The organism is Burkholderia sp. MR1-5-21, from assembly GCF_053427715.1.
The window spans coordinates 20229-43348 of the sequence record NZ_JBSAXD010000025.1; the positions used below are offsets into that span (position 1 = coordinate 20229).

The following is a 23120-nucleotide window of genomic DNA, read 5'->3' on the forward strand; positions in this document are numbered from 1 at the left end:
GATCGCCGCCGTGGTCAGTGCAGGATCTTCGCGAGGAAGTCCTTCGCGCGGTCCGACCGCGGATTTGCGAAGAACGCTTCCTTGCGGTCGTCCTCGACGATCGCCCCCTTGTCCATGAAGATCACGCGATGCGCGACCTTCTTCGCGAAGCCCATCTCGTGCGTGACGACCATCATCGTCATCCCTTCCTTCGCGAGTTCGACCATCACGTCGAGCACTTCGTTGATCATCTCGGGGTCGAGCGCGGACGTCGGCTCGTCGAACAGCATCGCGATCGGGTCCATCGACAGCGCGCGCGCAATCGCGACCCGCTGCTGCTGGCCGCCGGACAGCTGGCCCGGATACTTGTGCGCGTGCGCCTTGAGACCCACGCGGTCGAGCAGCTTCAGCCCCTTGTCGTTCGCCTCGCCCTTGCTGCGGCCGAGCACCTTGACCTGCGCGAGCGTCAGGTTCTCGGTGATCGACAGGTGCGGGAACAGCTCGAAATGCTGGAACACCATCCCGACCTTCGAGCGCAGCTTCGACAGGTTTGTCTTCTTGTCGCCGACCGACTGGCCGTTGACGAGGATTTCGCCCTGCTGGAACGGCTCGAGGCCGTTCACGGTCTTGATCAGCGTCGACTTGCCCGAGCCCGACGGCCCGCAGACGACCACCACCTCGCCCTTCTTGACCTCGGTCGTGCAATCGGCGAGGACCTGGAACGGGCCGTACCACTTCGAAACGTTGCTGATGGAAATCATTTCAGAACCTGCATCGTGGAGAGGAGGGCGCGCGGCGCCGTTCAGCGGGCCTTCGCGACGCGATAGCGGCGTTCGAGCACGCGCGCGTACCACGTCAGCGGGAAGCACATCGCGAAGTAGAGCAGCGCGACCATCGCGTAGATCGGAAACGGCTTGAACACCGCGTTGGTGATGATGTTGCCGGTCTTCGTCAATTCGGTCAGGCCGATGATCGACGTGAGCGCGGTGCTTTTGACGGCCTGCACGAGAAAGCCGACCGTCGGCGGCAATGCGATCTTCCACGCCTGCGGCCAGATCACGTAGCGCAGCTGCTGCGTCCACGTCATGCCGAGGCTCGCCGCCGCGCTCCACTGGCCGCGCGGCACCGCGTCGACGCAACCGCGCCAGATGTCGGCGAGATACGCGCTTGCATGCAGCGTCAGCGTGACGGACGCGGCGACCCACGGCGACACGTCGATGCCGAGCAGCGGTAGCCCGAAGAAGCCGAGGAACAGCTGCATCAGCAACGGCGTGCCCTGGAACAGCTCGACGTACAGGTTCACGAAGCGGCGCAGCGCCGGCACCGGCGACACGCGCATCGCGAGCAGCACGAACCCGGCAAGGCCGCCGCCGGCGAACGCGATCAGCGACAGCAGGATGGTCCAGCGCGCGGCGAGCAGCAGGTTCCACGCGATGTCCCAGGTGGTGAACTCGATCATCTTGCACGCTCCGTCGAGAGGGCGGTTTCGGAGGCGCGGGCGCGCCACGTGAAGCGGGCGGCGCGCGGGCGCCGACTCGCACTGCCCGCGCCATGCGGTGTGCGGCCCGCGAACAGCCTGCGGCCGACGCGATTGAGCAGCACGCGCAGCGCGATCGACAGGAACAGGTAAATCGCGGTGACGACGATGTAGATCTCGAACGCACGGAAATTGCGCGACTGGATGAAGTTCGCCGCGTACGTGAGGTCGGGCACGGAGATCTGCGACACGACGGCCGAGCCGAGCATCACGATCAGCACCTGGCCGAGCAGCGCCGGGTACACGTTGGCGAGCGCCTGCGGCAGCACGACCTGGCCGAACACCTGCCTGCCGTGCAGCCCGAGCGCCAGCGCGGCCTGGACCTGGCCGCGCGGCACCGAATCGATGCCCGCACGCAGGATCTCGACCGCGTAGGCGCCGAGGTTGACCGTCATCGCCAGCACGGCCGCTTGTCCTTCGTCGATGTGGATGCCGATCCCGGGCAGCCCGAAGAAGATGAAGAACAGCTGGACCAGGAACGGCGTATTGCGGATCAGCTCGACGTAGGCCGCGACGAGCGCGCGCGCCCAGCGGGGCCCCGCGATCGCCGCCCACGCGCCGGCCGTGCCGACGAGCCCGCCGAGCACGGTGGACACCGCGGTGAGGCCGAGCGTCACGCCGACCCCGCGCGCGAGCATGCCCGCATACAGGCCGAAGTCGCTGAAATCGAACACATAGCTCATCGCGGCACCTTTCGTCGTGAGTGCGGGGCGGACGCGCGTCGCATCACAGGTCCGCCGGCAACGCCGCGTGCAGCCACTTCTGCGACAGCGCGTTCAGTGTGCCGTTCTTCTTCGCGCTTGCGATCGCATCGTTGACCTTCTGCATCAGGCGCGGCTCGTTCTTGTTCAGGCCGACGTGGTCGGGCGAGCTGAACAGCGAGAATTTCTGCTCGGGATCGATCGACGGGTGGCGCGCGATGATCGTCGCGCCGACGTCGTTGCCGACGACGAGCAGTTGCGCCTGGCCCGACAGGAACGCGGCGATCGCGCCGTTCGGATCGTCGAAGCGCTTGATGGTCGCGGACGGCGGCGCGACCTTGCTCACGCTCAGGTCCTCGAGCGTGCCGCGCGCGACCGCGACCGACTTGCCGGCGAGATCGGCGGTGCCTTTCACAGCCAGCGACTTCGGGCCGAACACCGCGAGGTAGTACGGCGCATACGCGTTCGAGAAGTCGATCACCTTCGCGCGCTCGGGCGTCTGGCCGACGGACAGCAGCATGTCGGTCTTGCGGTCGGCGAGGTACGCCATCCGGTTGTCGCCCGTGACCTGCACGAGTTCGACCTTCGCGTTGAGCGCCTTGCCGATCAGGTTCGCCATCTCGATGTCATAGCCCTGCGGCTTCATGTCGGGGCCGATCGAGCCGAACGGCGGGTAGTCCTCGAACACGCCGATGCGCACGACGCCGGACTTCGCGATCGTGTCGAGCGTGTCGGCATGTGCGAGCGGCGCGAAGGCGGCGAGGCTCGCTACGCCGGTGAAGGCGGCGGCGACGGTGAGGCGGGCGAGCAGGTGCCGCACGAGACGGGCGGCTTGGGTCGATGCGTTCATGGTGAGGTCCTCGTTGCTGCGCTGGGGGGAAATGGGTGTCATGCGCCGCGTGCGGCGATCAGCTTGCATGCGTGCGCGGGCAGTTCGGCGACGACGGGCATGCCGACATGCAGGACGGGCGTTTCGCGCGGCGTCGTCGCGGCCGTCAGCGTGAAGCCGCGGCAATCGATCGTCGCTTCGATCGACGCGCCGACGTCACGAACGAACGTGATCGTGCCGGCGAGCGTGTTCGGTCCGGCCTGCTGCGCCGAGGCCGTGCGCACGCACACGTCCTCGGGGCGGATCAGCAGGCGTACGGCGTCCGCTGCGCGTGGCGCGCGCCCGATCGCGAGCCGCTGTCCGCCCGGCAGCACGATGCCGTCGTCGCCGTCGCACGCGACCGGCAGGATGTTGCCGAGGCCGATGAAATCGGCGACGAATTCGTTGACCGGATCGCGATAGATGTCGAGCGGCCGGCCGACCTGCTGGATGCGGCCGTTCTCCATCACGACGATCTCGTCGGCCATCGTCATCGCTTCGCGCTGGTCGTGCGTGACCATGATCGTCGTGATGCCGAGCCGCTGCTGGAGCAGCCGGATCTCGACCTGCATCGCCTCGCGCAGCTTCGCGTCGAGCGCCGACAACGGCTCGTCGAGCAGCAGCAGGCGTGGCGACGACGCGATCGCGCGCGCGATCGCGACGCGCTGGCGCTGCCCGCCCGACAGTTGCGTGACGAGCCGGTCCGCCATGTGCGGAAGCTGGATCAGTTCCAGCAGCTCGGCGACGCGCTGCGTCTGCGCGGCCTTGGCCGTCTTGCGCAGCCGCAGCGGATACGCGATGTTCTGCGCGACCGTCATGTGCGGAAACAGCGCGAGCGACTGGAACACCATCCCGAAGTCGCGCCGGTTGGCCGGCACGTGCGTGAGGTCGCGGCCGGCGAACGTCAGGGTGCCGGAGGTCGGCGTCTCGAGGCCGGCGATGATCCGCATCAGCGTGGTCTTGCCGCAGCCCGACGGGCCGAGAAAGCAGACGAGCTTGCCGTCCGGCACCGACAGGTCGACGTGATCGACCGCATGCGCTTGATGGAAGCGTTTCGTCACGTTCTGGAGGATGAGCTGGGTCATGAGGGTTCCTTGCACGGGCGAAGGCGGAGCAGTGCGCGTCAGAGCGCGACGCCCTTGTCGCCGACGAGTTTTTCGAGCATCCAGATCAGCGCGAAGTCGATCGCGACCGTGAACACGGCGAAGCAGAACACGGTCGGGTCGAGCGACGACACGGTGCGGCTGTAGAGCCAGACCGGCAATGTCATCGTGTCGATGCTGTACAGGAAGAACGTCACGGTGAATTCGTTGAACGACACGATGAACGCGAACAGCATCCCGGCGAGGATGCCGGGCCGCATCAGCGGCAGCACGACGTCGACGAGCGCGCGGCGCGGGCTCGCGCCCATCAGGCACGCGGCTTCCTCGAAGTCGGGGCCGATCGACGCGACCGAGGCCGCGCAGTTCTTCACGGTAAACGGCAGCGTCAGGATCACGTGCGCGACGACGAGCCGCACGATGCCGAGCTCCACCGGCAGCGCGTTGAACACGATCAGCAGTGCGAGGCCGAGCATCACGAGCGGATAGACGATCGGCAGCGCGACGAGCTGCTCGACGAGCGTCTTGCCGCGGAAGCGGTAGCGCGACAGCGCGTAGGCCGCGGGCACCGACACGGCGGTCGCGATCAGCATCGTCGCGATCGCGACGACGAGGCTCGTCGTCAACGCGGCGCCCATCGATTGCGCGCTGCCCGCATCGGCCGACACGAACGTCTGCCACGCGGCGCGGTACCAATGCAGGCTGAAATCGCGCGGCGGGAATTCGAGCGTGCCCGACGTGCCGAACGACATCGTGATCATCGTCAGAATCGGCAGCGCGGCGAGGAACAGCACGAGCGTCGCGAGCGCGCCCGTCACGCGTCCGAGACGGCCGGGCATCGGCGCGCGCAGCAGCAGGGCATTCATCGGTTCACCTCGTCGGTACGTTGCAGGGCGCGCACGAGGCGCTGCGAAACGGCCATCACGACGAGCGTCGCGCCCATCAGCACGACCCCCGACGCCGATGCGGCGGGCCAGTTGAGCAGCGGCGCAACCTGGTCGTGCACGAGCACCGCGAGCATCGGCACGCGCCGGCCGCCGAGCAGCAGCGGCACCGCGAACGCGCTGGCGTTGTACGCGAACACGAGCAGCGCGCCGGACACGAGCCCCGGCATTGCGAGCGGCAGCGTCACGTGCCGCAGCGTCTGCCAGCGGCTCGCACCGAGCGTCGCGGCGGCTTCGTCGTACGCGCGGGACACCGCGCGCAGCGCGCTCGACAGCGGCAGCACGGCGAGCGGGAACGCGGTCTGGATCAGCCCGAGCAGCACGCCGTGCTCGCGGTACAGCAGCTGCAGCGGCCGCTCGATCACGCCGGTGGCCAGCAGCGCGCGGTTGAGCAGCCCGGCCGGGCCGAGCATCACGAGCCAGCCATAGCCTTGCAGCAGCAGGTTCACGAGCAGCGGCAGCAGCACGCCGGCGAGCAGCAGCCGGCGCGCAAGCCGCGATTCGGTGCGCGCCATCGCGAGCGCGACCGGGATCGCGAGCAGCACCGCGCACACCATGCTCTGGAACGCGAGGCGCAGCGTGAGCCACAGCGACTTCGTGAAATACGGGTCCGCGAGATCGATGTAGTTCTGCAGCGTGAAGGTCCGCCATTCGTCGCCGGACACGCCGATGCTCATCCGCAGCACGGTCAGCGTCGCGGCGGCGAGCACCGCGAGGAACGCGAGGATCGGCGCGAGCAGCAGCCAGGGCGGCACGCCGGGCAGCGCGGGCCCGGCGCCGGAACCGGCACCGGCCGGTGCGGCGGCGGCCGGCGCTGCATCGCGGGGGGAGGACAGGGAAGCCATGTCGTTATGCCGAGAAGAGGCCCGTATAGCGCTTGATCCACGCGGGCTGGACGAGCGCGAGCGCCTTGTCGTCGTGCAGCACGGCCTTCTCCGCGATCTGCTGCGGCGACGGCACGAACGCGCGGCTTTCCGCGGGGATCACGGCCTTGCCGTTCACGGGGCCGTTCAGCACATCGGCCGCCATCCGGCCCTGCACGCCCGCGTCGAGCGAATGGTTGATGAACGCATGGATCAGGTCGAGGTCGCCCGGGTGCGCCTTCGGAATCACCGTGAACATCAGTTGCGTCGCGAAGCCTTCCTTCATCCCGTACGTGACGCCCATCCGGTATTCCGGCTTGCGGATCTGGTCCGGGAAGAACGCGGGCGAGTAGATGCCGCCGATATCGAGCGACCCGGTGCGGAACAGGTCGGCGACCTGGTTCGGGTTCTCGCCGAGGGTCATCACGCGATCCTTCAGCTGCGCGAGCTTTTTGAACCCCGGATCGATGTTCTGCTGCGAACCGCCGGCCAGCTTCGCGGCGATGATCGCAAGGTCGACCGCTTCGGCCCACTCGGGCGGCGGCAGGAACAGGCGGCCCGCATACTTCGGATCCCACAGCGCTTCGTAGCTCGACGGCGCGGCCTTCACGGTCGATGTGTTGTAGATCAGCCCGTCCGACCACAGCAGGTAGCCGATGCCGAAGCCGTTCGCGCCCGTGCGGTACTGCGGCGCGACGTCCTTCAGGTTAGGCAGCTTGTTCAGGTCGGGCTTCGCGAGCAGGCCCGCGTCCGCGAGGCCGGCCGCGCCGACACCGGCGAGCGTGATCACGTCGTAGGTCGGCCGCTCGCCGGCGGCCTTCACCTTCGCGACCATCCCCGACGTGCCGTCCGCGCGATCGGCGATCACGCGTGCACCGGTCTGCTTGCTGAAGGTCTCCGCGATGTTGCGCAGCGCGGCCGCTCCCGTATCGTCAGACCACGTGAGCAGGCGCAGCGTCTTGCCCGCGAAGCTGTTCGACTGTGCCTTCGCAGTACTGATGAACGGCATCGGAAGGGCGGATGCGGCGAGTGCCGTGCCGAGGGTTTTGATCACCTGCCTTCTGCCCGCCTTGAAGTGTTGCATGGCCGTCTCCTGATGAACGATGCCGTGTGGTTCGATGCCGGTCGCCAGGTGGCGGCGCGGGGTGTGAATGAACTGTAGGGAGGTCAAATTTCCGCAACAAACGAAATCTCTGCATGCGCGGCATGACATAAACTCATGCGCCGGTCCCCCGGCGGCCGGCCTCAACGGGCCGGCATCATCACCTGCTTCACTTCCTGGAACGCGGCCAGCCCGAACGGGCCGAGCTCCCGCCCGACACTGCTGCGCTTGTAGCCGCCCCATGACGTTTGCGGATAGATCAGCTGCGGCGTGTTGATCCATACGACGCCCGCTTCGAGCGCGTCGGCGACGCGCTTGCCGCGTGCCAGGTCGCGCGTGACGACGGTCGCGACGAGCCCGTATTCGGTGTCGTTGGCGGCCGCGATCGCGTCGTCTTCGGTATCGAACGTGCGCACGCACAACACCGGGCCGAAGATCTCTTCGCGCCACAGCGCGCTGCCGGCCGGCACGCCGGCGAACAGCGCCGGGCGGATGAAATAGCCTGGCCCGTCGGGTGGGTCGCCGCCGGTCACGAGCCGCGCGCCGTCGGCCTTGCCTTGCGCGATGTGGTGCTTCACGCGCTCGTATTGCGCGCGGTTCGTCAGCGGCCCCATCTGCACGCCGGGTGCGAACGGCGGGCCGACGACGGTCGCGTCGATCCGCTCGCCGAGGCGTGCGATCAGCGCGTCGGCGAGCGGCGCGGCGACGAGCACGCGCGACGTTGCCGAGCACATCTGCCCCGCATTGAACAGGCCGCCGCCCGCGACCAGCTCGACGGCGAGATCGAGATCGGCATCGTCGAACACGACGATCGACGACTTGCCGCCGAGTTCGAGGCCGACGCCCTTGATCGTGTCGGCGGCCGTCTTCATCACCTGCGCGCCGACCGCCGTGCTGCCGGTGAACGACACTTTCGCGACGAGCGGATGCGCGCACAGTCGCGCGCCGACCTCGATGCCGGTGCCGGTCACGACGTTCAGCACGCCCGGCGGCAGCCCCGCTTCGGCGGCGATCGCGGCCAGTTCGAGCTCCGGCAACGGCGTGATCTCCGACGGCTTCAGCACCACCGTGCAGCCCGCAGCGAGCGCGGGCGCAAGTTTCCAGGCGGTCGTCACCATCGGGAAATTCCACGGCACGATCAGCGCGGCGACGCCGGCCGGCTCGCGGCGGATCCATGCGCGATGATCGGCGCTCGGCAGGTCGACGGCGGCTTCGCCATCGCAGTCGAGACGTTCCGCGAGGCCCGCGTAGTAATCGAAGGTGGCGATCACGTCCGCGACGTCGAGTTGCGCTTCGGCGAATGGCTTGCCGTTGTTCAGCGACTGCAGCGTCGCGAGCCGCGTGCGGCGCGCGTCGACGCCGCGCGCGATCGCGCGGAGCAGGGCCGCGCGCGCGGCGCCGGTCGTGCGCTTCCAGCCGCGGAACGCGCGCGCCGCGGCCTGCACCGCGCGCTCGACGTCCGCCTCGCCGCCCGCGCAGACGTCGGCGATGACTGCTTCGGTCGACGGATCGACGACGGGCAGCGTCGCGCCGTCGAAGCTCGTGCGCCACGCACCGTCGATGAAGTGACGCGTGTGCAGCGGCGGATCGAACGCGAGATCGGGTGCCGTGCTCATCGTTGCACCTGGCTGAACCATGCGGCCTCGTCGATCTCGATCACGGTCGGGATCGCGCGCGCGGCGGCGTCGCGCAATGCGCCGGCCAGTTCGCCGGGCGCGGCAGCCGCGTGCGCTGCGCAGCCGAAGCCGCGCGCGAGCGTGATGAAATCGGGCGTGTACGGATCGACGCCGACCGGCGTGATGTCGCGCGCGACCATGTATTTGCGAATCTCGCCATAGCCGCGGTTGTTCCACACGATCACGATCACCGGCAGCTTCGCCTCCACCGCGCTCGCGAGTTCCGGCAGCGTGAACTGCAGGCCGCCGTCGCCGATCAGGCAGACCACGGGGCGCGCGGGCGCCGCGAGCTTCGCGCCGATCGCGGCGGGCAGCCCGTAGCCGAGCGTGCCGTAGCCCGTCGACGAGTTGAACCACGCACGCGGCGCCGGCGCGTCGTGCGTGACGTTGCCGACGTAGACCGGGCTCGTCGAATCGCCCGCGACGATCGCGCCGGGCAGCGCCGCGACGATCGTGTCGATCAGCCGTGCCTGCGCGCGCGTCGGCGCATCGTGGCCGGACGCGATCGCGTCGCGCACCGCCGCCACGCGCGACGCGCCCCAGCCGGGCTGTGGCGCCGGCAGCGGCCGTTCGTGCAGCCGCATCGACAGCGCGCCGAGCGCGAGCCGCGCGTCGGCCGCGATCGCGACGTCCGCGCGGAAGTTGCGCATCAGCTGCTGCGCGTCGATGTCGATACGGATCAGTTGCCCGTCGATCGCGAAGCCGCCGTCGAACGTCACGTCGTAATCGGTTTCGCCGAGTTCGGTGCCGACCGCGAGCACGACGTCGGCGTCGCGCACCGCCGCCCGCGTCGCGGGCAGCGACTGCGTGGAGCCGAGCAGCAGCGGGTGGCCGGCCGGCAGCAGGCCCTTCGCGTTGATCGTCAGCGCGACGGGCGCCTGCAGGCGCTCGGCGAGTTCGCGCAGCTCGATGGCGGCCTCCACGGCGCCGCCGCCGGCGAGGATCAGCGGCCGGCGCGCGTCGGCGAGCAGGTCGGCGGCCGCGGCGAGCGCGTGTGCGTTCGGCGCCGGCTTCGCCGGCAGCGCGGGGGGCGCCATCCGCATGTCGCGCGCCGGCGCGACGATCACGTCGAGCGGGATCTCGATATGGACGGGCCGCGGGCGCGCGCCTTCGAACACCGCGAACGCGCGGGCCAGGACCTGCGGCAGGTCGGCTGCATCGAGCAGCGTGTGCGAGAACGCGGTGAGCCCCGCGAACACGTCGCGCTGCGACGGCAGCTCGTGCAGGCGTCCGTCGCCGCTGCCGAGTTCGCGCCGCGCGTTGACGCTCGAGATCACGAGCATCGGGATCGAGTCCGCATAGGCCTGCGCCATCGCGGTGGCGATGTTGGTCATCCCCGGCCCGGTGATGATGAAGCACACGCCGGGGCGGCCCGTCACACGCGCGTAGCCGTCCGCCATGAAGCCGGCGCCCTGTTCGTGACGCGGCGTGACGTGACGGATCGGCGACGCGGCGAGGCCGCGATAGAGCTCGACGGTATGCACGCCGGGAATGCCGAACACGCATTCGACGCCGTAGCGCTCGAGCAGGCCGACGAGGGCTTCGCCGCACGTGCGCTCGGAAGATGGGGCGGGCGGGAGCGAGGCCTGGCGGGCCTCGGCGATGCAAGGAAAGGGTGCCGGATGGTTCATCGTTCGTGACGGGCCGGTTAGGAGTGGGAATCAGGACGGTGAATCGCCCGCGACGCGGCGCTGACGGATCGGTGTCGCTGACGCTGAAGGGATGTCTGGGCCACGCAGCGGGGCGCGTTGCATTGAGCGGATTGTCGGCGTCGATCCCGGCGGCAAACAATCGATAAGTTCTCATGGTGCGCATGAGCGGGATGCATGACGAAGTGGCGCCGGATCAGGCAGGTCCGGCGCCGTCGATGCGTCGGCACGGCGGCGCGAAATTGGCGCGCGATCAGGTGTCGCAGCCAGTCGTCCGGATCGGCAATCGGATTAAAAGTGTCATAAAAGTGAATGGAAAAACAATGCGCAAATCACATTGATTTCCGCTGACCCGTTGAATATATTGTCCTGACGCAGATAAGGCTTATTCGAATGATTACGCTGCCGTAAGAAGGAACAAGCGAGGGGATATCGGGGGCCAATTCATGTTCATGCCTGGCGCGCCACCTGTTGCGGTGGCTGCGCGCGTCACTGTCTGACATCGATACGTTGTCCGGCCCGCCATGTCGGGCCGGGCGCGCGTCGGTACGCCTGCTTGCCGGCGGCTGGCCGCCGGTTTGCGGGCGACGCGCGGCATCGCGGGCCGTGCGCCGGCGTGTCTGTTTCGGGAACGATGGAACGGGGTACGGTTCGCAGGTTCACCGGTGAACCGTTGATTCATTCATATTCGGAACGGGTCTGGAAAATGAATAATGAAAATACCGGGCATCGCAATGGCGATTCGCAGCGCCATTCGGTTTTCATGAAAAACAGCGCGAAAGTTCTCGAATTCACGCAGTTCACGCTGCGCAGTACCGGCATGGGCGAAACCCTGTGCGATTTCTTCGTCGCGAAAGTCGGCGGCGAGATCTTCGACGAATGGATGACGAAGCTGGCCGCGGTGCCGAACGACGGCCCGGACAAGGACAAGGCCATGCACGCATTGCTGCACGGCGTTTACGGCGCGCTGACACGCAACCTGCTGAGTGCCTGGTACACCGGCTCGTGGTCCAAGCTGCCCGACGCCTGGCGGAAGGAGCACCTGCCCGCCGGCCAGCCGGACGAAGACAGCGTGATCTCCGCGCGCACCTATCAGGAGGCGCTCGTCTGGCCGCTGGTCGGCGCCCATCCGCCGGGCGCCAAACAGCAGGGCTGGGCCGCCTGGTCCGTGCCGCCGTCGGCTCCGCCGCTACGCTGAGCCGGGCGGCTGCGCGCCGTCCGCCGTCCGTTGCGTCGCCTGTCTCGCCTGTCTCGCCTGTCTCGCCGGGCCGTGCCCGGCTCAACCGGGGAATCCAGCATGAAGATCGAAGCAGCGCAGAGTGCGCTTGCGCGCCATTACGACGTGGTGATCGTCGGCGCGGGCATCATGGGGGCCATCGTCGCGCGCCGGCTGGCCGAGCACAAACGCCGTGTGCTGCTGCTCGAGGCCGGCACCGGCTCCGGCCTGAACTTCACGCACTACACGCAATTCCTCGAAACCTATTACGCGACGCTCGCGAAGGTGCCGCAGGCGCCGTATTCGAACAACCCGAACGCGCCGCAGCCGAACGAACTGCAGATCGAGGTCGTTCCCGAGCACGACAACACGGACGGCGGCTACTTCGTGCAGCGCGGCCCGCTGCCGTACCGCAGCACCTACACGCGCTATGCGGGCGGCACGACGCTGCACTGGCTCGGCACGTCGCTGCGGATGCTGCCCGAGGACTTCCGGATGCACAGCCTGTACCGCGTCGCGCAGGACTGGCCGCTGTCGTACGACACCTTCTCGCGCTACTACGAACTGGCCGAACGCGAGCTCGGCGTGTCCGCGAACGTCGAGGAGCAGGCCTATCACGGCCAGCGCTTTCCGCAGGGCTACGTGTATCCGATGCACGGCCTGCCGCCGAGCCTCGTCGACCAGATGTTCGCCGACGGGCTCAAGGGGCGCACCTACGATCCGGGCGACGGCGCGCATCCGCTCGACGTGATCGGCACGCCGGCCGGCCGCAACGGTGTGCCGAATGCCGCGTACGACGGCGGCAACGGTTATGCGCCGGTCGGCTCGGTGAGTTCGCGCGCGATCGGGCATCGCTGCATGGGCAACACGAGCTGCGTGCCGATCTGTCCGGTGCAGGCGAAGTACAACGCGATGAAGACGCTCGTCGCGAGCCCGGGCGACTGGGTGACGCTCGTCACGCAGTGCGTGGCGAGCGAGCTGACAATCGACCGCGGCAACGGCCGCATCACCGGCGTGACGGTCAAGAGCTATCTCAAGCCCGGCGAGTCGAATTACCAGACCTTCGTCGCGCGCGGCGACATTGTCGTGCTGTGCGCGGCGCCCGTGGAAAACGCAAAGCTGCTGCTCGCGTCGCACGCGGCGAACAGCAGCGGGCTCGTCGGCGTCGGGCTGATGGATCATCCTGAGCTGCTCACCTGGGGGCTCGCGCCGCGGCAGGTGTGGCCGTTCCGCGGACCGATCGCGACGTCGGGCATCGAGGGGATGCGCTGGGGCGCGTTCCGCGATCACACCGCGTCGTTCCGCATCGAGATCGGCAACGAAGGCTGGGGCTGGCCGAAGGCCGCGCCGGCGAGCGATGTGCAGGAGTTCGTCGACGGCCACTACTGGGGGCGCAGGCTGCAACGCGAACTCGTCGAGCGCGTGACGCGCCAGGTGCGCTTCGGGATTCTCGTCGAACAATTGCCGGAAGCCGGCAACCGGATGGAGATCGACAACCGGTATCGCGACGTCCTCGGCAACTACCGGCCGGTGATCCATTACGACGTGAGCGACTACACCCGCGCCGGATTCGCGCTGGCGCGCCAGGTGTCCGATCGCATCTTCAAGCTGTGCGGCATCGACGACCGTACGGAAACGTTCGACAAGCAGCCGAAGTTCTCGTATCGGGGGCATACGTTCAACTACCAGGGCGCCGGGCATTACATGGGCGGGCACCGGATGGGCAGCCACCGGCACGACTCGGTCGTGAACGCCGACCTGCGCGCGTGGGATCACGACAACCTCTACGTGGTGGGCTGCGGCAGCATGACCACGAGCGGCACGTCCAACCCGACCCTGACGGGCGCGTCGCTCAGCTTCCTCGCCGCCGACCGGATCGAACAGGCGCTGGGCCGCGAACCGAGCATCCACACGGGAGCAAGCGCATGAACCTCACGGAAAAAGTCCGCCTGCTGCGTGCGTACCAGGCGACACAGGCCGGCGCGCCTGGCACATCCGGCACATCCGGCACATCCGGCCTCGATGCGGCCAGTCTGCTCGAGAACCTGCCGCACATCGGCCTCGACGCAACCATCCCGACGCTGGACCGGACGTTCGGCGAGCTGGCCGACGTGATCGGCTCGACGGATATCGACACCGACCGGAAGAAGCTGCTGGAAGACCTGCAGCAGGCACTGATCCTCGAGCACGCGACGATCCCGCCGTATCTCACGGCGCTCTACACGCTCGCGCCGAACAGCAGCTGGCGCGCGGTCGAGGTGCTGCGTTCGGTCGTCGTCGAGGAGATGCTGCACATGACGCTCGTCGCGAACGTGATGAACGCGCTCGGCGGCGCGCCGCAGACGAGCGCCCCGACGTTCATCCCTGCTTATCCGGCGCCGCTGCCGTTCGACATCGACGGGATCAAGGTGAACCTGTTCGGGTTCTCGCGCGACGCGGTCGTGCAGGGCTGCGCGATCGAACGGCCGCGCAAGCTGCGCGACGACGTGCTGTTCCACGCGCATCCGGCGCAGACGGACATGACGATCGGCGAGTTCTACGTGCGCATCGAAGCGAAGCTGGCCGCGTTCGTGCACCGCTACGGCGCGGCGCGCACGTTCATCGGCGAACCGTCGCGGCAGGTGGGCGAGGGGTTCTACTACGACGGCGCGGGCGCGACGTTCCCGATTACCGACGAGGTGTCGGCGCAGTTCGCGCTCGAGACCATCCGCGACCAGGGCGAAGGGGCGAACGACACGATCTGGACCGGCAACCGCGAGCGCTACAAGAGCTTTCCGGAGGTCGCGCATTACTACCGGTTCAACGAACTGCTGGCCGGGCGCGAATACCAGTGGAAGGACACCGTCGACAGCGGCCCGACCGGCAAGCCGTTCGAGGTCGACTGGGGCGCGGCGATCCCGATCCGGCCGAACAGCAAGCTCGAAGACTACCGCGACGCGCCGGAGATCCTCGCGCATGCGCAGGCGTTCAACGTCGCGTACTGGGATTTCCTGCGGACGATCGAGCGCGCGTTCAACGGCGAACCGGCGCTGCTGCAGCAGGGAATCGGCCGCATGTTCACGCTGAAGGACCTGTTCCTGCGCCTCGTGAACAATCCGCTGCCGGGGCATGCGACACGGCTGCACGCGGCACCGACGTTCGAATACGCACCGCCGGCCGCGTCCGATGCGGCCATTTCCTGAACTCTGCTGACCACCGCCTGTCACCTTGCGAGGAGACGTTCATGTCCACCCAACTGCCTTCCGTGCCTGCTCCGCTGACGATGCCGTTCTACTACGCATCGCTGATCAACTGCGTCGTGCATTTTCTCGTCGACGCGAACCGGGTGACGCCGTTCCTGCAGAACACGCCGCTGCGTCCGGCGCTGTTCGGCGGCCGCGCGTCCGTTGCGTTCAACTTCCAGGCGTATGCCGGGCAATTCTCGGGCGGCGTCGATCAGCCCTCCGAAAAATGGCCGGCGAGCTGCATCGGCGTCACGCAGGAGCTGGAGCTCAACATCGTCGCGTTTCCGGCCGCGCAGGCGGCCTCGCTGCCGGAAGTGAGCTTCGAGCAATGGGTGATGGGCGACGACCAGAGCAAGCTGATGGGCAATCACCGCGTGTACGTGCCGTGCGACAGCGACGTCGCGATCGAGGCGGGCGAGAAGCTGTTCGGCGAGCCGAAGTTCAAGACCACGTTCGGCGTCAACCTGCCGTCGCTCAACCCGGTGCGCAAGCCGAACGTGTCGTTCTACGAGCCGGAGTGGGTCGAGACCTGGAGCTTCCGCGTCAACGATCCGCAGATGGCGGCCGAGGACATCTTCACATGCGTCGCCGATCTGAACGGCCTGACGCCGGTGCCCGGCAACATCTCGTCGATCACCGAATACGGCCATCACGACGGACGTGCGATCGCGTGCCGCTGGAACATCCTGCAGCCGTTCAAGACCTTCTGGCTCAAACCCGGGGACGCGCACCGCGTCAGCGTGCGCTACGGCCTGAGCCGTCACCCGATGCAGCAGGCGATGAAGGCGCTGCTCGACGGCGCGCATGCGCATGCGGTCCAGACTTTCATGTCGGCGCCGGCGGCGATCCAGAGCCGCGCGGTGTTCCTGTGAGCGCGTCGTGAAGGAGAGCGATCGTGAGCCTCGAAACCTTTCTGGCGGTCGACCGGACGGGCGCGTCGCAGCCCGTGCTGTCGAATCTCGCGCAGTATTTTCTCGGTAACTGGGACGATCTGAAGGGGCAGTACGACTACGTCGTGATCGGCGGCGGCGCGTACGGCACGACGTTTGCCGAGCGCATCATGCGCTCGGGCAACGGACGCGTGCTCGTGCTGGAGAAGGGCTCGATCTTCTTCCCCGATCACTCGCAGAACCTGCCGCCTGCGTACGTGAACGCGGTGTACGGGCCCGCCGTGTCGCCGTGGATCTGCGACAGCAATTTCACGCTTGCGCCGCAGCAGCCGTACGTCGGCGGACGCGCGCTGTTCTGGAACGCGTGGGTGCCGCAGCCGCGGCCCTACGAGTTCCCGCACTGGCCGGCCGCGGTCGTCGCGTCGCTCGACGCCGAGTGGTACCCGGCCGGCGAGCGCATCGGGCGGCGCTTCAGCCTCGCATGCACGGGCAACGACAACGGGACGCTCGACACGATCGCGAAATCGCGGCTGTTCGAAGGCAACGCGAGCATCGCGTGCGCGGTGCCGCTGACGATGCCGTCGGATCTCGACAGTGCGATGGCGACCGGCGCGGACGTCGCGCCCGGCCAGTTCGCGAAGTACGCGCCGGTCAAGACGCTGGTCGCGCTGGCGCAGGCGTACCCCGACCGCCTGAAGGTCGTGCCGCTGACGACGGTCGCGCGGATGCAGGCGGCCGGCGGCCGTATCACGCGGCTCGAGCTCGTGTCGACCGACCAGCACCGGACGATCAGCGTCGACGTCGGCGCGGCCCGCATCGTGCTCGCGAACAACACGATCGAGGCGGCCGCGCTGTGCCTGACCGCGCTGCCCGAGCATCCGCTGCTCGGCAAGAACCTGTGCGTGCACAACCGCTCGGCGCTGACGTTCCGGATTCCGGCCGGGCATTTCCCGGCGATCGCGGACCAGCTGCAGGTGTGTGCGTATTACCAGCTCAGCCAGGTCGACGACGAGCGGTTCTTCCACAACCACATTTCGGTCGTGTTCAATCCGCGTCCGGCCGAGGACGAGGACCTGCTGTACCGCGTGCTTCCCGACGCGTCGTCCGCGCAGTCGCTCGCGATGTACCGCGAACCGGGCTACGTGTACGTGCTCGTGCAGGCGCTCGGCGAAATGCTCGGCGAGCGCAGCGCGAAAAGCTGGAACCGCGTGAGCCTGCGCAACGGGCAGACCCTCATCACGCTGCGCGAGCAGCCGCAGGACGCGGACGCGCGGCGCAAGATGAACCAGTCGGTGAAGGACATCGTGCGCGTGCTGTCGGCCGGCGCGCCGGTGCAGTACATGCATGCACCGGCCGACAAGCCGCTCGACATCACGTGGCGCGCCGACATGCCGTCGATCGATTCGTCGATGGTGTTCCATGAGGCCGGTACGCTGTGGATGGGCGATTCGCCGAACGATTCGGTCACCGATACATGGGGAAAGGTGCACGGGATCGGCAATCTGTACGGCACGGGAAGCATGCTGTTCCCGTCGCCGGGGTCGTGGAATCCGACCTATACGGGGATGGCGATGACGTCGGTGCTGGCGAAACGGTTGGGCGGGTAGGAGAACGGACGGGCCGGCGGGACGGGTGGGGGCCGTCCTGCCGGTGTCCGTTGAGAGAACGATTTTGACGCGGCATGTGCGGGGCGTCGTGCCCCCCGCGGGCTCGATTGTTCGAGCCCATTTTTTTTGTGTCCGGATTCGGCCGACCATCGGTCCTGCTGCCGCGCAACGGGACGAGATGCCGTCGTGAAATTCTCCACCACGATCGAGCCGATCAGCGATCCGGAATCAAACAAAATTCGCAGGAATATAAGGGATGCGCGAACGACAAGGTCGTTTACTGCGCCTGTCTGGGATATCGATAACGAAGATGAATTGACAGTGAGTCAATTCGAGGTCACGCCCGCGTGACAGATTAATGTCGTTTCAGGGATGATTTTATGATTCGGTGAAATTGTCGAGAATCAAAAAGTATTCGGCGTAAAACGAACTGTAAATTCATCTTACGCCGACACGCACGCGAAACCCGATCGGTTCCGCGTCATACCGACAAGTGGTCAGCCCGTGTAGCCGCCTTTGTGCCAGCCTTCACCGTCCCAGCACCATTCCGTCGTCGAGTTGCCGCTCGTTGCATAGACACGGATATGGATCGTGCTGCCGACCAGCCAGCACGTTGCCGACACGTTGTCGCCCGGCTCGTTGAAGGCGCCGGTGTACCAGCCCTGCCCGTCGTAGCAACGCTCGGTGATTTTGTTGCCATTGGCGGTATAAACGCGAATCGACGGGGTAGTTCCCCATGAAATTGCGGCGGTTTGCATATTCAAGCTCCTGGGTTGAATAAAGCGGAGAATTGAACCGATTCGGTGAATGCGATATGCATATCACCGGTATGAAGATTAGCAAATGAATCGAATGATGAATGACTGTTATTTTTATCGGGTTTATTTTGTCGATATCGTTCAGCCAGTCGTAGGCTTCGGCTTCGTTGTCTGTGCATGCGCGACCCGCGCCGGCGCCTCGCCGATCCTCCCGCGCATCGCATCGATGAACGCCCGCACCTTCGGCGACGGCAGCCGCGTCGACGGAAACACCGCGTGGATCCCCGCCGGCGGCGAGCGCCATGCAGGCAGCAGGCGCACGAGCCGCCCGGCTGCGACATCGTCCGCGATCGAAAAATCGGTCAGCAGCCCGAAGCCGCCGCCCGCGAGCGCGATCGCGCGGCACGCGGTCGCGGTGTTCGACACGACGTGCGCGCTGCAGCGCACCGACGTCTTGCCGCCGCGCGTGTTCTCGAGCTCGAGCGTCTGCGGGCGCTGCAGCGACGACAGCATCACGAACGGCAGCGCCGCGAGCGCGGCCGGGTCGCGCGGCATGCCCCAGCGCGCGACGAACGCGGGGCTCGCCACCGGCCACTTCTCGTATTCGCCGAGCTGTACCGCGCGGTAGTTCGAATCCGCGAGCCGGCCGATCCGCACGGCGACGTCGATGTTGTCCGCGACGAGGTCGACGAGCCGGTCGTTCGCGATCAGCTCGACGTCGAGCGCCGGATGCGCGTCGCGCAGCGCGACGATCGCCGGCGCGACGACCTGCGCGCCGTAATCGATCGGCGCGCTCACGCGCAGCGTGCCGCGCAGCGGCCCCGTTTCCGACGACACCGCATCGAGCGCATGCTCGGCCGCGCGCACGATGTCGCGGCACGCGTCGTAGAACGCGCGCCCCGCGTCGGTCACGGCGAGCCGCCGCGTCGTGCGCACGAGCAGGTTCGCGCCGACTTCCGATTCGAGCCGCTGCATGTGCGTGCTGACCACCGTCTTCGCGAGGCCGAGCCGCTCGGCCGCGGCCGTCAGCGAGCCCGCTTCGACCACCGCCACGAAGATCGCCAGCCGGTTCAGGTTCACGTCGCGCAGATCCGCCATCGTCGATTGTCCTGTCGGAGAGGATGATGTTTCCTTGATTATCCGTCTTCTGGTGACGCCCGGCGAGCGCTACGCTGGGGCCGTTCGTCGCCGATTCCCGGCGGCGCGTGATTCCGGAGTGTTCCCATGTCGGCCGCAGGCAAGCCCGCTTCTCCCATCCGCGTCTATTCGTACCTGCTGTCAGGGCATGCGCATCGCGTGCGCCTGTTCCTGTCGATTCTCGGCGTGCCGTTCGAGACCATCGAAGTCGATCTGCGCGCCGGCGAGCAGCGCCGGCCGGCCTTCCTCGCGGTGAATCCGTTCGGGCAGGTGCCGGTGATCGACGACGGCGGCCTCGTGCTGGCCGATTCGAATGCGATTCTCGTGTATCTCGCGAAGCGCTACGGCGATGCGCAATGGCTGCCGGACGATCCGGCCGGCGCGGCGGCCGTGCAGCGCTGGCTGTCGCTCGCAGCCGGGCCGATCGCGGTGGGCCCGGCTGCGGCGCGGCTCGTGACCGTGTTCGGCGCGCCGCTCGATCACGAGGCGGCGAAGCACCGGGCGGTCAAGCTGTTCGATGCGATCGACGCGGAACTTGCGGGCAAGCCGTTCGCCGCCGGCGCGCAGCCGACGATCGCCGACATTGCCGGCTACACGTACATCGCGCATGCGCCGGAAGGCGGCGTGTCGCTCGCGCCGTATCCGCATATTCGCGCGTGGCTTGCGCGGGTCGAGGCGTTGCCGGGGTTCGTCGCGATGCCGACGACGCGGGTGGGCTTGCTCGCGGCGTGACGCGCATATCACGTCACTTTCATCAGGAGGGCTGGCGATGACTGCGCCGACTGTTGCGATTCCGGGCTGGGAACTGGACGTCCCGCCGTTTCATGCGGGTGAGCTCGCGGTGCAGCAGCGCGCGGGCGTGGCCGATGCGGCGGAGTCCGCCGGACGGCGCGGCATCCGCCGCTTCATGCCCGACCAGCACCGGACGTTCTATGCGCAATTGCCGTTCTTCGTGCTCGGCGGTACCGACGCGGGCGGCCAGCCTTGGGCGACGTTGCGGGTGGGCGCGCCGGGTTTCATGTCGTCGCCCGATCCGCGCACGTTGCGGATCGCCGGCCACGCATTGCCCGGCGATCCGCTGGAAGGCGCATGGCGGGCCGGCGCGCAACTCGGCGGGCTCGGCATCGCGTTCGACACGCGGCGGCGCAATCGCGTAAACGGCGTCGTGCAGGCCGTCGACGGGCATGCGCTGACGATCGCCGTCGAGCAGAGCTTCGGCAACTGCGCGAAATACATCCAGAGTCGTACGCCGGTGTTCGAGCCGCGCGATCGCGTCGAGCCGAGCCGTGTCGAACGGTCGGATCGCCTGAGCGATGCCGATCGCGCGCTGCTTGCCGACGCCGATACGTTCTTCGTCGCGAGCGCGAATACGTCGGCGGAGGCGGGCGCGGCGGGCGGCGTGGACGTGTCGCATCGCGGCGGGACGCCGGGCTTCGTGCGCGTCGACGATGCATCGACGCTGACGACGCCGGATTTCAGCGGCAACCGGTTCTTCAACACGCTCGGCAACCTGCTGCATGATCCGCGTGCGGGCCTGCTGTTCGTGGATTTCGAGCGCGGCGACCTGCTGTATGTCGCGGCGCTGGCCGAGATCGTCTGGGACGGGCCGCTCGTCGCGTCGTTCGACGGCGCACAGCGGGTCGTGCGGTATCGCGTGCAGGAAGTGCGGCGCAGCGCGGCGGTCATGCCGTTCCGGTGGTCGACGGTCGAATGGGCGCCGCAGTTTGCGGATCGCGTCGCGCGCAGCGGTGTGAATGACACCGGTATGGCGGCGTCCGACGCGTCGGTCGACGGCTTGGCGCCGAGCAGGCGTGGGCATACGCTGCCGGCTTCGCCGGTGTCGGTGGCAACAGCGCTAGCGGTGGCGAATACGTCAGCGGCAACGAGCGCACCAGCGGAATCCCGACCCACCTGGCGACCGCTTCGCATTGCCGCCATCGTCGACGAAGCGCGCGCGATCCGTTCGTTCCATTTCGAGGCGGCGGACGGCGGCGCATTGCCGACCTGCGAAGCCGGGCAACACGTACCGATCCGCGTCGCGATGCCGGGGCGCGAACCACCGGCAATGCGCAGCTACACGCTGTCCGCTGCGTCCGACGGCCGGCGCTACCGGATCACCGTCAAGCGCGAAGGCCTCGTGTCGACGTGGCTGCACGACCATGCGCAGGCCGGCGCCGTCATCGATGCGCAAACGCCGCGCGGCCACTTCACGTTCGACCTGTCGAGCCCGCGCCCGGCCGTGCTGATCTCGGCGGGCATCGGCATCACGCCGATGATCGCGATGCTGGATCGCGCACTGGCCGACGACAATCCGTCGCGGCGCGTGGTTTTCGTGCATGGCGCACGCACGGCGGCCGACCGTCCGTTCGTGGCGGAACTGATGCAGCGGGCCGCCGCCGATGCGCGGTTGTCGCTGCACTGGTTCGACAGCCGGCACGAAGCGGGCGGAATCGCGCGACCGGGCCGTGTCGATGTCGCGCAGTTGAAGCGCATCCTGCCGTTCGACGACTACGACTTCTATCTGTGCGGGCCTTCCGCGTTCATGCGCGATCTGTATCAAGGCTTGCGCGCGCTCAACGTGGCCGACGAGCGGATCCGCTTCGAGGCATTCGGGCCGTCGAGCGTGACGCGCAAGCCGGCGCGTGCGGCCGGTGCGCCGGCCAGCGAGATTGGAACGGTCGCAACGGTCACGTTTCGCCGAACGGGGCGCGAAACCGCGTGGACGCCCGCCGACGGCAGCCTGCTCGAACTCGCTGAAGCGCAGCGCATCGACGTGCCGTTCGAATGCCGATCAGGAGCGTGCGGCACGTGCGCGACCCGCGTGTTGTCGGGGCAGGTCGATTACGTGCAGACACCGGATGCCACCGTCGAGACGGGCTGCGCGTTGCTCTGCGTCGCGCAGCCTGCTGCGGGGGCCGGCGAGCCGCTCGTGCTCGATCTCTGACGCGTTCGTCGCGCGTCAGACGGCAAACGCGTCGGCGATCGCGTCGACCACCACGCGCACGCGGGACGTGCGCGCCAGGTCCTGATGCAGGACCAGCCACGCGTCATAAGGCCTGGCCCTGCGCCGGTCGGGCCAGATCCGGGTCAGCTCAGGGTCGCGCTGCGCGACGTAGGCGGGCAATTCGCCGAGCGCCAGGCCCGCGCGCACGAAGGTCGCCAGCATCAGGCTGGAATCGAGTTCCGCGACCACGCGTCCTTCCGCCCGCGATTCGCCCGCCAGCATGTCGTCCTGCTGCTGCGTGACGCCCGGCTGGTAGAGCGCGATGTCGTGGCCCGCGAAGCGGCTGCCGCGTTGCGGCTCGCCATGCCGGGCCAGATATCGTCGTGACGCATAAAGCCCCACCTCCCAGCTTCCGAGCTGGCGCACGATCAAATCGGGCTGTTCGGGCCGCAGCGTGCGCACGGCGATGTCGGCCTCGCGCCGGGCCAGATCGAGCAAGCGCGTGGTCGTGCTCAGGATCACCCGCACCTCGGGGTGGCGCACCTGCAGGCGCTCGATGGCCGGCACGACGAAATCGACCGCGAGCGCGTCGGTCGTCGTCACGCGCACGTCGCCGGCGATCCGTTCGTCGGCCCCCTCGCTGCGCCGCTCGAACGAGACCGCGAGGCGTTCCATCTGCTCGGCCGTCTGCAGCACCTGCCGGCCGCTGTCCGTCAACACGAGGCCGCCCGTGGTCCGCAGGAACAGCCGGCTGCCGAGGCCGCGCTCCAGGCCGCCGAGCCGCCGCCCGACGGTCGTCTGGTCGATGTCCAGTTGCTGTGCGGCCCCGCGCAGCGTGCCGGCGCGCTGGATGGCCAGAAAGATTCGTACGTCGTCCCAGTTCATGTGTTCGGGTCGGGGCTGCAAATTTGCAGCATGAGTCTGC

At 68.0% G+C, this 23120-nt stretch carries 22 protein-coding genes; 9 read left to right on the forward strand and 13 right to left on the reverse strand.

The features are described 5' to 3' along the window. Positions 1-14: 14 nt before the first annotated feature. From ACV229_RS28645 to ACV229_RS28690, 10 genes are all read right to left on the reverse strand, one after another. Positions 15-740: an amino acid ABC transporter ATP-binding protein gene (locus ACV229_RS28645; protein WP_448086445.1), complete on the reverse strand. Its 726-nt coding sequence runs from the start codon at positions 738-740 to the stop codon at positions 15-17. Positions 741-781: 41 nt separating this feature from the next. Beyond that, positions 782-1438 (reverse strand): amino acid ABC transporter permease, encoded by a 657-nt coding sequence (locus ACV229_RS28650; protein ID WP_448086446.1) that lies wholly within the window; start codon positions 1436-1438, stop codon positions 782-784. Beyond that, positions 1435-2199, reverse strand: a complete 765-nt coding sequence (locus ACV229_RS28655) for an amino acid ABC transporter permease (protein ID WP_448086447.1) — start codon at positions 2197-2199, stop codon at positions 1435-1437. The genes ACV229_RS28650 and ACV229_RS28655 overlap by 4 nt, the downstream gene beginning before the upstream one ends. Positions 2200-2242: 43 nt before the next feature. After that, the gene (locus ACV229_RS28660; RefSeq protein WP_448086448.1) at positions 2243-3067 is read right to left on the reverse strand and encodes a transporter substrate-binding domain-containing protein; all 825 of its coding nucleotides are present in this window, start codon (positions 3065-3067) and stop codon (positions 2243-2245) included. 38 nt (positions 3068-3105) lie between these two features. Further along, positions 3106-4170: an ABC transporter ATP-binding protein gene (locus ACV229_RS28665; protein WP_448086449.1), complete on the reverse strand. Its 1065-nt coding sequence runs from the start codon at positions 4168-4170 to the stop codon at positions 3106-3108. Between the two features lie 38 nt (positions 4171-4208). After that, entirely contained in the window at positions 4209-5051 is an 843-nt protein-coding gene (locus ACV229_RS28670) for an ABC transporter permease (RefSeq protein WP_448086450.1), read from the reverse strand. Continuing rightward, positions 5048-5974 carry an ABC transporter permease gene (locus ACV229_RS28675; protein WP_448086451.1) on the reverse strand — a complete coding sequence of 309 codons (927 nt, stop codon included), beginning with the start codon at positions 5972-5974 and terminating at the stop codon, positions 5048-5050. The genes ACV229_RS28670 and ACV229_RS28675 overlap by 4 nt, the downstream gene beginning before the upstream one ends. Before the next feature lie 4 nt (positions 5975-5978). After that, entirely contained in the window at positions 5979-7076 is a 1098-nt protein-coding gene (locus tag ACV229_RS28680) for an ABC transporter substrate-binding protein (RefSeq protein WP_448086452.1), read from the reverse strand. Positions 7077-7237: 161 nt separating this feature from the next. Then, entirely contained in the window at positions 7238-8710 is a 1473-nt protein-coding gene (locus tag ACV229_RS28685; RefSeq protein WP_448086453.1) for an aldehyde dehydrogenase family protein, read from the reverse strand. Next, positions 8707-10401, reverse strand: a complete 1695-nt coding sequence (locus ACV229_RS28690) for a 5-guanidino-2-oxopentanoate decarboxylase (RefSeq protein ID WP_448086454.1) — start codon at positions 10399-10401, stop codon at positions 8707-8709. The genes ACV229_RS28685 and ACV229_RS28690 overlap by 4 nt, the downstream gene beginning before the upstream one ends. A gap of 173 nt (positions 10402-10574) precedes the next feature. Here ACV229_RS28690 and ACV229_RS28695 point away from each other — a divergent pair, with 173 nt between their 5' ends. The 7 genes from ACV229_RS28695 to ACV229_RS28725 all read left to right on the forward strand — a co-directional run bounded on the left by ACV229_RS28695 (position 10575) and on the right by ACV229_RS28725 (position 17707). After that, positions 10575-10760 (forward strand): hypothetical protein, encoded by a 186-nt coding sequence (locus ACV229_RS28695; protein ID WP_448086455.1) that lies wholly within the window; start codon positions 10575-10577, stop codon positions 10758-10760. Between the two features lie 332 nt (positions 10761-11092). Continuing rightward, positions 11093-11617 carry a hypothetical protein gene (locus ACV229_RS28700; protein ID WP_448086456.1) on the forward strand — a complete coding sequence of 175 codons (525 nt, stop codon included), beginning with the start codon at positions 11093-11095 and terminating at the stop codon, positions 11615-11617. A gap of 99 nt (positions 11618-11716) precedes the next feature. Further along, positions 11717-13564 carry a GMC family oxidoreductase gene (locus ACV229_RS28705; RefSeq protein WP_448086457.1) on the forward strand — a complete coding sequence of 616 codons (1848 nt, stop codon included), beginning with the start codon at positions 11717-11719 and terminating at the stop codon, positions 13562-13564. Then, positions 13561-14817, forward strand: coding sequence for a ferritin-like domain-containing protein (locus ACV229_RS28710; protein ID WP_448086458.1), 1257 nt, complete (start codon positions 13561-13563; stop codon positions 14815-14817). Before ACV229_RS28705 ends, ACV229_RS28710 begins: the two co-directional genes overlap by 4 nt. A gap of 41 nt (positions 14818-14858) precedes the next feature. Continuing rightward, positions 14859-15731, forward strand: coding sequence for a hypothetical protein (locus tag ACV229_RS28715; protein WP_448086459.1), 873 nt, complete (start codon positions 14859-14861; stop codon positions 15729-15731). A gap of 23 nt (positions 15732-15754) precedes the next feature. Next, on the forward strand, positions 15755-17356 hold the full coding sequence (locus tag ACV229_RS28720) for a GMC oxidoreductase (RefSeq protein WP_448086460.1): 1602 nt from the start codon (positions 15755-15757) through the stop codon (positions 17354-17356). Between the two features lie 186 nt (positions 17357-17542). After that, on the forward strand, positions 17543-17707 hold the full coding sequence (locus tag ACV229_RS28725; RefSeq protein ID WP_448086461.1) for a hypothetical protein: 165 nt from the start codon (positions 17543-17545) through the stop codon (positions 17705-17707). 146 nt (positions 17708-17853) lie between these two features. On the opposite strand, the gene ACV229_RS28730 is transcribed toward ACV229_RS28725, so the two are convergent. Together ACV229_RS28730 and ACV229_RS28735 are read right to left on the reverse strand one after the other, a co-directional pair. Further along, entirely contained in the window at positions 17854-18114 is a 261-nt protein-coding gene (locus ACV229_RS28730) for a fucose-binding lectin protein (protein ID WP_448086462.1), read from the reverse strand. A 141-nt stretch (positions 18115-18255) separates the two neighbouring features. Further along, positions 18256-19212 (reverse strand): LysR family transcriptional regulator, encoded by a 957-nt coding sequence (locus ACV229_RS28735; RefSeq protein WP_448086463.1) that lies wholly within the window; start codon positions 19210-19212, stop codon positions 18256-18258. A gap of 126 nt (positions 19213-19338) precedes the next feature. On the opposite strand from ACV229_RS28735, the gene ACV229_RS28740 reads away from it, so the two are divergent. Both ACV229_RS28740 and ACV229_RS28745 read left to right on the forward strand, forming a co-directional pair. Continuing rightward, complete coding sequence (locus ACV229_RS28740) at positions 19339-19983, forward strand: glutathione S-transferase family protein (RefSeq protein ID WP_448086464.1); 645 nt, start codon at positions 19339-19341, stop codon at positions 19981-19983. Between the two features lie 37 nt (positions 19984-20020). Then, positions 20021-22195 (forward strand): 2Fe-2S iron-sulfur cluster-binding protein, encoded by a 2175-nt coding sequence (locus tag ACV229_RS28745; RefSeq protein WP_448086465.1) that lies wholly within the window; start codon positions 20021-20023, stop codon positions 22193-22195. 15 nt (positions 22196-22210) lie between these two features. On the opposite strand, the gene ACV229_RS28750 is transcribed toward ACV229_RS28745, so the two are convergent. Next, positions 22211-23080: a LysR family transcriptional regulator gene (locus ACV229_RS28750; RefSeq protein ID WP_448086466.1), complete on the reverse strand. Its 870-nt coding sequence runs from the start codon at positions 23078-23080 to the stop codon at positions 22211-22213. Positions 23081-23120: the final 40 nt, after the last annotated feature.